Here is a 13,117-nt window from a genome sequence, read left to right as displayed (position 1 = left end):
CTTTTTAGCGGGTATCTGCTTTTTAACAAAATTTTCACTTGCAATTTTGCTAGAATCCTCTATACTTTTCTCATGTTTGTCATTTTGCTTTTCGGGAACGATAAGGTTAAATGAGGCACTTTTTTAATAGAAAGGATTGAAGAATAATGAGCATTTGGTTTACTGAAAAACAAACAGAGAACTTCGGTATCACGATGAAGGTGAATCGAACTTTACATACGGAACAGACAGATTTTCAAAAGCTAGACATGGTAGAAACAGAAGAGTGGGGCAATATGCTTCTTCTTGATGATATGGTCATGACTTCTGTGAAGGATGAGTTTGTTTATCATGAAATGGTCGCTCATGTGCCTTTATTTACTCACCCAAACCCTGAGAATATCCTCGTTGTCGGTGGTGGAGACGGAGGCGTTATTCGTGAAGTGTTAAAGCACCCTAGCGTGAAAAAGGCGACACTTGTAGATATTGATGGGAAGGTTATTGAATTCTCGAAAAAATACTTGCCAGAAATTGCAGGAAAGCTTGAAGACCCGCGTGTAGATGTAAAAGTGGGCGACGGCTTCATGCATATTGCTGAAAGTGAAAACGAATATGACGTTATTATGGTCGATTCAACAGAACCAGTGGGTCCGGCAGTTAACTTATTTACTAAAGGTTTCTATGCAGGTATTGCTAAAGCATTGAAGGAAGATGGTTTATTCGTAGCGCAGTCAGATAATCCGTGGTTTAAAGCAGACTTAATCCGCAATGTTCAAAAGGATGTAAAAGAAATTTTCCCAATTACACGTCTGTATGTGGCGAATATCCCTACTTATCCTAGTGGATTATGGGCATTCACTATCGGTTCGAAAAAGCACGATCCACTAAAAGTGGAAGAAGAGCGTTTCCACGAAATTGAGACGAAATATTATACAAAAGAACTACATCAGGCTGCATTTGTACTACCGAAATTTGTTAAAGATTTAGTGGAATAAGGAGGGCTCTCTATGCGTTTTGATGAAGCTTATTCAGGAAATGTGTTTATTAAAAGTCATCCGCATTATGAAGACAGCAGTGCTGTAATTTATGGGATGCCAATGGACTGGACAGTTAGTTATCGTCCGGGTTCAAGATTCGGCCCAACAAGAATAAGAGAAGTGTCCATCGGCCTTGAAGAGTATAGTCCTTATTTAGATCGAGATCTAGAAGAAGTGAAATTTTTCGATGCAGGAGATATTCCATTACCATTTGGAAACCCGCAAAAAAGTATCGATATGATAGAGGAATACATTGACGGACTACTTGCAGATAATAAATTCCCTATTGGTATGGGTGGGGAGCATTTAGTTAGCTGGCCAGTCATAAAGGCGATGTATAAGAAATACCCTGACTTAGCGATTATCCATATGGATGCACATACAGATTTACGAGACGATTACGAAGGCGAACCACTTTCTCATAGCACACCAATCAAGAAAGCGGCTAATCTCATTGGTCCAACAAACGTCTATTCATTTGGGATTCGTTCTGGGATGAAAGAAGAGTTTCAATGGGCTAAAGAAGTAGGGATGCATATTTCTAAATTTGAAGTATTAGCACCTTTGAAGGAAGTTTTGCCACAATTAGCTGGTCGTCCTGTCTATGTGACAATTGACATCGATGTCCTTGATCCTGCACATGCGCCGGGTACAGGTACTGTTGATGCTGGAGGCATTACTTCTAAGGAGCTTTTAGCCTCTATTCATGAAATTGCTCGTGCCAATGTGAATGTGGTTGGCTGTGACCTAGTTGAAGTAGCACCCATTTATGACCCTTCAGAACAAACTGCGAATACAGCTAGTAAGCTTATTCGTGAAATGATTTTAGGTTGGGTGAAATAAATTGATGATGCGAACAAATTCTATTATAGGAGAATTTGTTCGTTTTTTATTTGGTTTTGTGTGATATCTGGTGTTTAGTTCAAAAATACTAACTACGTGAAAAGCTTTATCATACGCTTTTCATCAGAAAAGTTCTGTGGATGCCCGTGGTATACTAGTGGTTAAAGTTGTTATTGTATAATTATTCATGACTGGAAGATAACATTAATTTGTTTTATACTAATAAGGTTATAGAAATTTCGTTTGAAACGGTATAAAAGGATGTGGAGGGATTGTCGAAAGTTTTAGATGATCAAATTCCTGTAAAAATAAATGTGAAAACGACCATCCATGATGGGAATAGTAAGGATACTTTTGAATTAACGGCGGCTGGTCGATACTATAAAAAAGGAAATGCCAGATATCTTCAATATGAAGAAGAGATGGATGTAGGCATGGTGAAAACCATTGTAAAAATGACTGAGGATGACGGTTTAATCTTACGAAGTGGTTCGATAAAAATGCGCTTGCCATTTAAAATGCATCAGTCTTTAAGAGGTAATTATACGACCCCATATGGTGTATTTAATTTAAAAACTTTAACGAAGAGAATGGTGCATGAGTTTAAAGAAGAGACAAACATTGGCTCTATTGATTTGATGTATGATTTAAACATGCAAGGATCTAAAGCAGGAACCTATCATCTAACCATTGCATTTGAGGAGGAAAACTGAGTGAATATCGTTGAACAGGTGCAACAAAATCTGAAACAAGAAATTAAACAAGCGGTCATAAAAGCTGGCTTAGCTGAAGAGGGACAAATTCCTGATGTTATTCTAGAAATACCAAAAGACAAAACGCATGGTGATTATTCTACAAATATGGCGATGCAACTTGCAAGAGTGGCAAAAAAAGCGCCAAAAATGATTGCTGAAGATATCATTACTCACTTTGATCAATCAAAAGCTTCGATTGAAAAGATGGAAATCGCTGGGCCAGGATTTCTGAATTTTTACATGGATAATCGTTATTTAACGAACTTAATTCCTACCGTGTTAGAAGCAGATGAAGCCTACGGTCAAACAAATGTAGGTAATGGCACAAAAGTTCAAGTAGAGTTCGTATCTGCTAATCCAACAGGTGATTTACACCTAGGCCATGCGCGTGGGGCAGCTGTTGGTGATTCATTATCCAACATTCTAGCGAAGGCAGGCTATGATGTTACGCGTGAATACTATATTAACGATGCCGGCAACCAAATTAATAATCTCGCTTATTCTGTAGAAGCCCGTTATTTCCAAGCATTAGGTATGGAAAAGGAGATGCCGCAAGACGGTTATCATGGGGAAGATATTATTAATATCGGTAAAACACTTGCTAAAGAACATGGTAATGAGTATGTCGATTACGATGCCCAAGAGCGTTTTGACACTTTCCGTGAGTATGGTTTGAAATATGAAATGGAAAAATTAAAAAATGACTTGGAAGATTTCCGTGTTCCTTATGATGTATGGTATTCAGAGACTTCACTTTATCATAATGGAAAAATCGACCGTGCATTGGAAGCATTAAAAGAAAATGGTCATATATACGAAGAAGATGGTGCGACATGGTTCCGCTCTACTACTTTTGGTGATGACAAAGATCGTGTTTTGATTAAAAATGATGGCTCCTATACGTATTTAACGCCAGATATTGCTTATCATAAAGATAAATTAGAGCGTGGCTTTGAGAAAATTATTAACGTTTGGGGTGCAGACCATCATGGTTATATACCGCGTATGAAAGCTGCCATTCAAGCACTTGGTTATAGTAAAGAAGCCCTTGAAGTTGAAATTATTCAGCTCGTTCATTTATATAAAAATGGCGAGAAAATGAAAATGAGTAAACGTACAGGTAAAGCAGTAACCATGCGTGATCTTGTAGAGGAAGTCGGTTTAGATGCGACTCGTTATTTCTTCGCGATGAGAAGTGCGGACACTCATTTAGATTTTGATTTAGATCTAGCTGTATCACAGTCTAACGAGAACCCAGTATATTATGCACAATACGCACATGCGCGTATTTCAAGCATCTTAAGACAAGGTGAAGAACAAGGGTTAGTTCTTGACGCCCAAGCTGACTTATCATTAATCGGAGCAGAAAAAGAACTAGATGTATTGAAGAAAATTGGCGAATTTCCACAAGCAGTAGGTGAAGCTGCTGAAAAGCGCATGCCTCATCGAATTACCAATTATATCTTTGACTTAGCATCTACTTTCCATAGCTTCTATAATGCTGAAAAAGTTTTAGATAGCGATCAGCCTGAAAAGTCAAAAGCAAGACTAGCACTAATTAAAGCGGTACAAACAACATTGAAAAATGCATTAGCGTTAATCGGTGTGTCAGCTCCTGAAAAAATGTAAGAGACGTACAGCAAGCGCCCCACTCGTGTAGTGGGCGCTTTTTTTCTTGAAATAGAATTAAATTCACAAAGAGTAGTAATGGAGGAGAATTGCGCGTAATCCATGTTTACGCGCAAAAGACGAAGGGAGAAGGAGAAGAATTGCGCGTAATCCATGTTTGCGCGCAAAAGGCAAAGGGAGAAGGAGAAGAATTGCGCGTAATTCATGTTTACGCGCAAAAGACGAAGGGAGAAGGAGAAGAATTGCGCGTAATCCATGTTTACGCGCAAAAGACGAAGGGAGAAGGAGAAGAATTGCGTGAAAGTCGTGTTTGCGCGCAAAAGACGAAGGGAGAAGAAGAAGAATTGCGCGTAATCCATGTTTACGCGCAAAAGACGAAGGGAGAAGAAGAAGAATTGCACGTAAGTCGTGTTTGCGCGCAAAAGGTAAAGGGAGAAGGAGAAGAATTGCGCGAAAGTCATGTTTACGCGCAAAAGACGAAGGGAGAAGGAAGAGAATTGCGCGAAAGTCATGTTTACGCGCAAAAGACGAAGGGAGAAGGAGGAGAATTGCGTGAAAGTCGTGTTTGCGCGCAAAAGACGAAGGGAGAAGGAGAAGAATTGCGTGTAAGTTATGTCTCCGCAGTAAAAGACAGAAGAAAGGGGATTGGTGTTATTAAGTTTTACATGGCACTTCTAACATTACACATAGAAAGAACCTAAAGCAGATAAAAAGATCATTAGTCTACTTTAGGTTCTATTTATTTTTATAGGTATGAATCAGAGCATATATTGTCTTATCCACTACTTCCATTCAACCGTTCCGCCACCAACACGCTTGACTCCGCGAATGCTAGCGACATCTTCAACAAGTTGTAAACATGCTAAGTTCTTTGCTTTCGCTTCAATCATTAAATCCACATCTTGACCTACTTCGCGAATGGCCGTTAGCAGGGGTTGTACAAACTGGAAATCCACATAATCAGCATGCGACCGATAGGCTTTATCTGATTTAGGTGAAGACACATGGATTTTAGGTCGCAAACCCTTATGGCTCCATGTTTGAAATACGCGTGGTAATAATTCTCTTAAAGGAATGTCCACGAGATTAGCCATATGGTGATGATAATCAAAAATCATTGGCACCTTTTCCTCTTCACATACAGCAAGTGTTTCCTCGGCATTATAGGTTTTATCATCGTTTTCTAACGTCATTCTCGATTTAATATGTGAGGGTAAAGTTTTAAGATTTTCCTCGAAACGTTTTAAGGATGTCATCTTATCACCATAAGCACCGCCTATATGTATATTGATAATAGCGGTCTGGCTTAAACCCATTGCTTCGAGCATGTCAAAATGATATTGCATGTCGATTACGGCATTTTCGGTTACTTCCTGTCTAGGAGAAGTAAATAAAGTAAACTGATTAGGGTGGAAGCTTACACGTAAATGATGGTCTTTAATCAATTTACCCAATTCATACCATTCATTCTTAAAGGGCGATTGGAAATCCCATTTCACATCGGGGTGAGTAGCAAGTGGCACTATCGAACTTGATAATCGGTATAATGGGATTTCATGAGCAATATTATAATGAAGCATTCGCTTTGTGTGAGCAAGATTAAGTGCAGTAATTTCCCTCAGTTTATCTAATCTTTCATGAGCATTTAATTGTTGATAGCGAGCGTAAGTAAGTGTTTTTGCAGGGGAGGCATCCCATAATGTAATCGCATGAGATACATACCCGAAACGTATTGAAATCAATAGTTATCGGCTCCTTATAAAAAGAGATCTACACATCGTGCTAATAATTCTTTCCCTTGTCTCTTCAGGTTGAAACCAGAAATATCTTGATATTGCAGTTTTTCTGCATTCGCTAAATCCTTATGAAATACTTCGCTTAGTTCTTTATGAAAATGAAGATCCTCACTATAACAATTTATTTCATCATTAAGAAAGAAGCTTCTTTTATCAAAATTAGCTGTTCCGACGACAGCAACTTCATCGACGATCATTGCTTTTGCATGATAGAAACCTTTTTTATACTCATACACTTCTGCTCCTGCCTTCAGTAATGGACGTAAGTAACGATGGGAAGCTTCTTTGACAAGAAAGTGGTCACTCGTATAGGGAATCATAATCGTTACTTTTACCCCTCTTGTTAATGCGGACAATAGATGCTGCATTACTTCTACATCGGGAATAAAATAGGGTGTACCAATTTCAATGAATTGTTCAGCATTTTCAATCAGTGCGATATATTCCTCTTTCAAGAATGCACCATCATTCACTTTAAACTGATGTTCTACACTGCCTTTTGTTATATCTTCTGGAAAATACTTTTCAGTTTTACTTATTAGTTGGTTGCTAGCATCTGCCCAATCTTGTAGGAAAACACTTTGTAAAGTATGTGCACCTTCTCCATTTACTTTTAAATGGTAGTCTCGCCATGGTGTAAGTTTACGGTCAAGGTTGATATACTCAGGGCCTACATTAAATCCACCTAAATATCCTACTTTTCCATCAATTACAGAAATTTTCCTATGATTTCTTGCTTGTACGTTGTAAAATAGAAAGGGAAACGTAGGTGTATGGGCAAAGGCTAATTGAATACCATGAGATCGTAGCTCTTTTTTGAGTTTAAAATTCAGAATAATCGGTAAACTACCTGCCCAATCTAATAGCAGACGTACCTCTACACCTTCATTTGCTTTTTGCTTTAAGATAGTTAAAAATTCCTGTCCTATTCCTTCGTCTTTAACAATATAAAAGAGAATATGGATATGGTGTTTTGCTTTTTTTAGCTCCGTAAAATAATCATCAAATAATGAAGGTCCGTCCGCAAAAAGGACAAAGTTAGCGAAAGCGGGGGAGGGGTTCATTCGGCTGACTGTTTTTAAATGTTTTTTACGACCAAGGGCATAATCGACCCATAGAAGAAAAATAAATACGATAGCAATCAGCAAGATGACCGCAACAGAAAGAAGGATTGTCAAGTTGATCATCTCCCAAAACAGTATGTTTAAATAGTATCTCCATAGAGACCTATTCTATTATCGCTTTTATTGCCTGAAGAAAAAAGGATAAAATAAATAAAAAGTAGTTGACTGAATGCTCATTCATTATATAATGGAACTAAGATTTAAATTCAGAAAATTTTAATACGATAAAATTTTCTTTTTACATTGAATAATCTTCTTATACACATGGATTAGTCGAGAAAGGAGTAGAACACACGTGAATGGATTATTATGGGTTAACCTTATTGCGACCGTTCTTGTAATCGCTTACGCACTTAGTTTGTTTGCTTATTTGCTCAAGACCAGATATGAGTACATTAAGCTTGGAAAGAAAACGGCATTTGACAATAATGTTAAAGAGCGTATGAACAAAATTTGGGTCAATGTATTTGGACAAAAGAAGCTTTTAAAGGATAAAAAAAGTGGCGCTATCCACGTCATGTTCTTCTATGGCTTTATTTTAGTCCAGTTTGGTGCAATCGATTTTATTATCAAAGGAATTTCGCCTGGATCACATCTTCCATTAGGTCCGTTGTATCCAGGATTCACTTTTTTCCAAGAAATCGTTACTTTAATGATTTTGGTTGCCGTCATCTGGGCATTTCACAGAAGATATGTTGAAAAGCTTGTTCGTCTAAAAAGAGGTTTTAAATCAGGGATTGTTTTAATTTTTATTGGCGGCTTGATGTTATCTGTTTTATTAGGAAATGGCATGTCGATGATTTGGCACGGACATGATCCTGTATGGACGGAACCGGTCGCTTCGCTTTTCGCCATCGCCTTATCATGGATTGGTGAAACAGCTTCTATTGTAGTCTTTTATGTTTCTTGGTGGATTCACTTATTATTCCTACTCGCTTTCCTAGTCTATATTCCGCAATCGAAGCATGCTCATTTGATTGCAGGACCAGTAAATGTATATTTCAATAGATTAGATAACCCAGGAAAGTTAAAACCAATCGATTTCGAAGATGAATCACAAGAGACATTTGGTGTTGGACATATTGAGGAGTTTTCGCAATTACAAATGATCGACTTTTATGCTTGTGTTGAGTGTGGTCGTTGTACAAATATGTGTCCGGCGACTGGAACAGGTAAAATGCTTTCTCCGATGGATCTTATCATTAAGTTGCGTGACCATTTAACATTCCACGGGGCAGCGGTGACTAGAAAACAACCATGGGTACCGACATTTGCCTTTTCGAATACGAAGGGAAATCAAATTGCTTTATCAGCTGGGGCAGAGGGTGCTGAAGAGGCGGCAGCGGGCCTCGCTTATTGTCCGAGTTTGATTGGGGAAGTCATTACAGAAGAAGAAATATGGGCATGTACAACTTGCCGTAATTGTGAAGACCAATGCCCAGTTATGAACGAACATGTAGATAAAATTATTGACCTACGCCGATATCTTGTTTTAACAGAAGGTAAAATGGATGCCGATGCACAACGTGCGATGACGAATATCGAACGTCAAGGAAATCCTTGGGGACTAAACAGGAAAGAGCGAGAAGATTGGAGAAGTCTTCGTGAAGATGTACATGTTCCTACAGTGAAAGAAATGAAGAAAGCAGATGAATCTTATGAGTATCTGTTCTGGGTAGGAGCAATGGGTTCTTATGATAACCGTAGCCAAAAGATTGCCCTTTCCTTTGCTCGTCTTTTGAATGAGGCAGGAGTTAAATTTGCTATCCTTGGCAATAAAGAAAAGAACTCAGGTGATACACCAAGACGTCTAGGGAATGAGTTCTTATTCCAAGAGTTAGCAACAAAGAATATCGAAGAGTTTGAGAAAAATGAAGTGAAGAAAATCGTAACAATCGATCCACATGCTTATAATATCTTTAAAAATGAATATCCAGACTTTGGGCTTAAAGCCGAGGTATACCACCATACGGAAGTATTAGCGAAATTGGTGAAGGACGGTGTGTTAAAACCGCAATATGCCGTTGAAGAAACGATTACCTTCCATGATTCTTGTTATCTAGGGCGCTATAACGAAGTGTATGATCCACCTCGTGAAATTTTAAAATCGATTTCAGGTGTGAAACTAATTGAAATGGAGAGAAATCGCGAAAAAGGAATGTGCTGCGGTGCTGGTGGTGGATTAATGTGGATGGAAGAAGAAACAGGTAATCGTGTCAATGTTTCACGTACAGAACAAGCATTAGCGGTCAATCCAACGGTTATTAGTTCAGGGTGTCCATATTGCTTAACGATGTTATCAGATGGAACAAAAGCAAAAGAAGTAGAAGAAAATGTACAAACATATGATGTAGCTGAGCTTTTAGAAAAAGCTGTTATCGGTGAACAAACACTCGCTTCATAGAAATAAGGAGAGAGGAATTGAAACGTATAAAAATTCAGTAAAAATAAATTTTATGAATTTTTAGGATATTGTTTTAATTCTTCTCTTTTTTCGTGTAAAATAAAGTAAATAAAGCGCTTTCATGATATTTATAGAAATTTTACTTTTTTCTGTGGACATCCTTTGAGCGAGCGTTCAGTCAATAGCCTCTTTAGTTAAAAGAAAATTTAGTGAATAAGAGATAAATAGGAATGGAGTGAAAGTTTTGAGTAAAACAGTCATTGTTGCAGGTGCGAGAACACCTTTTGGTAAGTTTGCTGGTGGGTTAAGCTCTTTCACCGCTTCAGATTTAGGTGGAATCGTTGTTAAAGAAGCTCTAAAACGAGCGAATGTTGCTGGGCAAGATGTAGGCGAAGTAATTTTAGGCTCAGTCTTACAAGGAGGACAAGGACAGCTCCCGTCAAGGCAAGCAGCGCGAAAAGCTGACTTACCTTGGGAAGTGAAAACGGAAACAATCAATAAGGTATGTGCTTCAGGAATGAGGAGTGTGACCTTAGCAGATCAAATTTTAAGACTAGGTGAAGAAGAGATCATTGTTGCCGGTGGAATGGAATCGATGAGTAATGCTCCTTATCTTCTGCCAAAGGCTAGATGGGGATTAAGAATGGGCGATGGCAAAGTGCAGGATTTAATGACATATGATGGTTTAACTTGCAGCTTTTCTGGTGTGCATATGGGCACTTATGGGAATGAAACAGCAGAAGCATTCAACATTAGTAGAGAAGAACAAGATAGATGGGCATTGAGAAGTCATCAGCGAGCAGTAGAAGCAATTAAATCAGGTAAATTAGCTGAAGAAATTGTGCCAGTTGAAGTACCGCAAAGAAAAGGTGAGAGCATCGTCGTTTCAGAAGATGAAGCGCCTAGGAAAGATACATCCTTAGAAAAGTTAGCTAAACTAGGTTCCGCGTTTGGTCCAGGTGGAAGTATTACTGCAGGGAATGCTCCTGGTGTAAATGACGGTGCGGCTGCCCTTGTACTGATGAGTGCAGAAAAGGCAGAGCGTGAAGGAAAAGAGATAGGGGCAGTAATTCTCGGTCATACAGCAATTGCGGTAGAAGCAAAGGACTTTCCGCAAACACCTGGCTTAGTCATTAATGAGTTATTAAAAAAGACAGGTAAAAGCTTAGATGATATTGATTTATTTGAAATAAACGAAGCCTTTGCAGCAGTTGCCTTAACAAGTGGAAGAATTGCTAAATTAGATGAAGAGAAGGTAAATGTGAATGGCGGTGCGGTTGCCCTCGGTCACCCGATTGGTGCAAGTGGTGCAAGGATTATTTTAACACTCATGCATGAATTAAAGCGTAGAGGTGGCGGTATTGGCATTGCTGCTATTTGTTCAGGTGGAGGTCAGGGTGACGCAGTAATGATAGAAGTGGCCAAACAATAAATTCCTGGAGGGGATAAATAAATGAGTATCAATACAGTAATGGTTATCGGTGCAGGACAAATGGGTTCAGGGATCGCGCAAGTTTGTGCGCAAGCGGGATTTAGTGTTTATTTAAATGATTTAAAGCAGGAGTTTTTAGACCGTGGATTAAGTGTGATTAAAAAGAATTTAACTAGACAAGTAGATAAGGGCAGAATGCAAGCAGAAGAAATGGAAAAAGTTCTTGCTAATCTGATTCCCTCTACTTCATTAGAAGATGCAAAACAGGTTGATTTAGTGATAGAAGCAGCTGTTGAAAATATGGAAGTGAAGACAAAGATATTTAACCAACTAGATGAAATTACGCCAGCACATACGATATTAGCATCAAATACATCTTCTTTACCGATTACGGAAATTGCCGCAGCGACTAAACGTCCCGAAAAAGTGATTGGTATGCATTTTATGAACCCTGTACCAGTCATGAAATTAGTCGAAATTATACGTGGTTTAGCAACAACAGATGAAGTGTATCAAGCAATTGAGGACATGACGAAACAATTAAACAAGGTGCCAGTAGAAGTGGAGGACTTTCCAGGTTTTGTGTCTAACCGCATTCTCATGCCGATGATTAATGAGGCTGTCTATACATTATATGAGGGAGTTGCAACGAAAGAAGCAATCGATGACGTTATGAAACTGGGTATGAACCATCCGATGGGACCGTTGACTTTAGCAGATTTCATCGGTTTAGATACGTGTCTCTATATTATGGAAATTTTACACGAAGGCTTCGGTGATGATAAGTATCGTCCATGTCCTTTATTAAGAAAGTATGTAAAGGCTGGATGGCTAGGTAAGAAAACTGGTAAAGGTTTTTACGAATACGCTTAATGATTAAGTAAGTTAAATAATTAGTCGAAGTGGATAAAAATCTTTTTTGAACCTTGCTAAGACACATACAATTGACGACATCGGGGGTTAAGTATATGCATTTAAAGTTTACTGAAGAGCAAGAGATGATGAGAAAAATGGTGAGGGATTTTGCTCAAGCCGAGATAGCTCCATATGTGGATAGGATGGAAGCTGGCGAGTTTCCAAGGGAAGTCTTGAGGAAAATGGGAGAGCTTGGATTAATGGGGATTCCCATTCCAGAAAAATACGGTGGCTCTGAAATGGATTTTATGTCCTATATCATTGCTATTAATGAAATCTCTAAAGTAAGTGCAACAATTGGTGTGATTTTATCTGTCCATACATCTGTAGGTACGAATCCAATTGTTTATTTTGGTACAGAAACACAAAAACAAAAGTATGTTCCCAAGTTAGCTAGTGGAGAATATTTGGGTGCGTTTTGCTTGACTGAACCAAGTGCAGGTTCTGATGCAGGAAGCTTAAAGTCAAAAGCGGTAAAAAAAGGAGATCAATATATTATCAATGGCTCCAAAGTATTTATTACAAACGGTGGAGAAGCGGATGTCTATATTGTCTTTGCTTCCACAAACACAGCATTAGGAACAAAAGGAATATCGGCTTTTATTGTTGACAAGGATACCCCTGGACTAGTCATCGGAAAAGATGAACATAAAATGGGACTTCATGGTTCAAGAACTTTACAGCTTAGCTTTGAAGATATGGAGGTACCTTCGGAAAACCTTTTAGGTGAAGAAGGTGAAGGCTTTAAGATTGCCATGTCTAATTTAGATGTGGGGAGGATTGGCATTGCTGCCCAAGCCCTGGGGATTTCTGAAGCTGCCCTTGAGGCATCCACTCGTTATGCTAAAGAAAGAGTCCAATTTGGTAAGCCGATTGCAGCCCAGCAAGGTATTGGCTTTAAGTTAGCGGATATGGCAACGGCAGTTGAAGGAGCAAGACTACTAATCTATCGTGCTGCTCATATGAGACAAAACGGTCAAAAATGTGGGAAAGAAGCATCAATGGCTAAATTATTCGCTTCTAAAACAGCTGTTGAAGTCACAACGGATGCGATTCAAGTATTTGGTGGCTATGGCTATACAGAAGATTATCCAGTAGAAAGATATTTCCGTGATGCAAAAATAACGGAAATATACGAAGGTACAAGTGAAATTCAAAAGCTAGTAATCAGTAAACAACTTTAACAACTTATCTTGGAGGAGT

The 13,117-nt window shown here is 38.7% G+C and carries 11 protein-coding genes; 9 read left to right on the top strand and 2 right to left on the bottom strand.

Annotated elements, in window-relative coordinates:
* Positions 1 to 146: 146 nt before the first annotated feature.
* From speE to MKY26_RS16135, 5 genes are all read left to right on the top strand, one after another.
* Entirely contained in the window at positions 147 to 974 is an 828-nt protein-coding gene (gene speE / locus MKY26_RS16155) for a spermidine synthase (RefSeq protein WP_095371547.1), read from the top strand.
* A 12-nt stretch (positions 975 to 986) separates the two neighbouring features.
* Positions 987 to 1,859 carry an agmatinase gene (gene speB, locus MKY26_RS16150; protein ID WP_095371548.1) on the top strand — a complete coding sequence of 291 codons (873 nt, stop codon included), beginning with the start codon at positions 987 to 989 and terminating at the stop codon, positions 1,857 to 1,859.
* Positions 1,860 to 2,131: 272 nt separating this feature from the next.
* On the top strand, positions 2,132 to 2,572 hold the full coding sequence (locus tag MKY26_RS16145) for a DUF1934 domain-containing protein (RefSeq protein ID WP_233435184.1): 441 nt from the start codon (positions 2,132 to 2,134) through the stop codon (positions 2,570 to 2,572).
* Positions 2,573 to 4,243 (top strand): arginine--tRNA ligase, encoded by a 1,671-nt coding sequence (gene argS, locus MKY26_RS16140; RefSeq protein WP_095371549.1) that lies wholly within the window; start codon positions 2,573 to 2,575, stop codon positions 4,241 to 4,243.
* An 89-nt stretch (positions 4,244 to 4,332) separates the two neighbouring features.
* Positions 4,333 to 4,944 carry a hypothetical protein gene (locus tag MKY26_RS16135; RefSeq protein ID WP_341098137.1) on the top strand — a complete coding sequence of 204 codons (612 nt, stop codon included), beginning with the start codon at positions 4,333 to 4,335 and terminating at the stop codon, positions 4,942 to 4,944.
* Positions 4,945 to 5,025: 81 nt separating this feature from the next.
* On the opposite strand, the gene uvsE is transcribed toward MKY26_RS16135, so the two are convergent.
* Together uvsE and cls are read right to left on the bottom strand one after the other, a co-directional pair.
* Positions 5,026 to 5,982 (bottom strand): UV DNA damage repair endonuclease UvsE, encoded by a 957-nt coding sequence (gene uvsE, locus MKY26_RS16130; RefSeq protein WP_341098696.1) that lies wholly within the window; start codon positions 5,980 to 5,982, stop codon positions 5,026 to 5,028.
* Between the two features lie 17 nt (positions 5,983 to 5,999).
* Positions 6,000 to 7,217: a cardiolipin synthase gene (cls, locus tag MKY26_RS16125; protein WP_341058123.1), complete on the bottom strand. Its 1,218-nt coding sequence runs from the start codon at positions 7,215 to 7,217 to the stop codon at positions 6,000 to 6,002.
* A 241-nt stretch (positions 7,218 to 7,458) separates the two neighbouring features.
* Between cls and MKY26_RS16120 the strand changes: the two genes are divergently transcribed.
* The 4 genes from MKY26_RS16120 to MKY26_RS16105 all read left to right on the top strand — a co-directional run bounded on the left by MKY26_RS16120 (position 7,459) and on the right by MKY26_RS16105 (position 13,098).
* Positions 7,459 to 9,567, top strand: coding sequence for a (Fe-S)-binding protein (locus MKY26_RS16120; RefSeq protein WP_341098136.1), 2,109 nt, complete (start codon positions 7,459 to 7,461; stop codon positions 9,565 to 9,567).
* A 244-nt stretch (positions 9,568 to 9,811) separates the two neighbouring features.
* Positions 9,812 to 10,999, top strand: coding sequence for an acetyl-CoA C-acetyltransferase (locus tag MKY26_RS16115; RefSeq protein WP_341098134.1), 1,188 nt, complete (start codon positions 9,812 to 9,814; stop codon positions 10,997 to 10,999).
* Positions 11,000 to 11,020: 21 nt separating this feature from the next.
* A complete protein-coding gene (locus MKY26_RS16110; RefSeq protein ID WP_095371555.1) occupies positions 11,021 to 11,872 on the top strand; it encodes a 3-hydroxybutyryl-CoA dehydrogenase in 852 nt (283 codons plus the stop codon).
* 95 nt (positions 11,873 to 11,967) lie between these two features.
* Positions 11,968 to 13,098, top strand: coding sequence for an acyl-CoA dehydrogenase (locus MKY26_RS16105; RefSeq protein ID WP_095371556.1), 1,131 nt, complete (start codon positions 11,968 to 11,970; stop codon positions 13,096 to 13,098).
* The last annotated feature ends 19 nt before the right edge of the window (positions 13,099 to 13,117 follow it).

Source organism: Cytobacillus sp. FSL R7-0680 (genome assembly GCF_038009245.1).
GTDB classification, from domain to species: Bacteria; Bacillota; Bacilli; order Bacillales; family Cytobacillaceae; genus Cytobacillus; species Cytobacillus kochii.
This window is presented reverse-complemented; position numbering and strand designations above follow the sequence as displayed.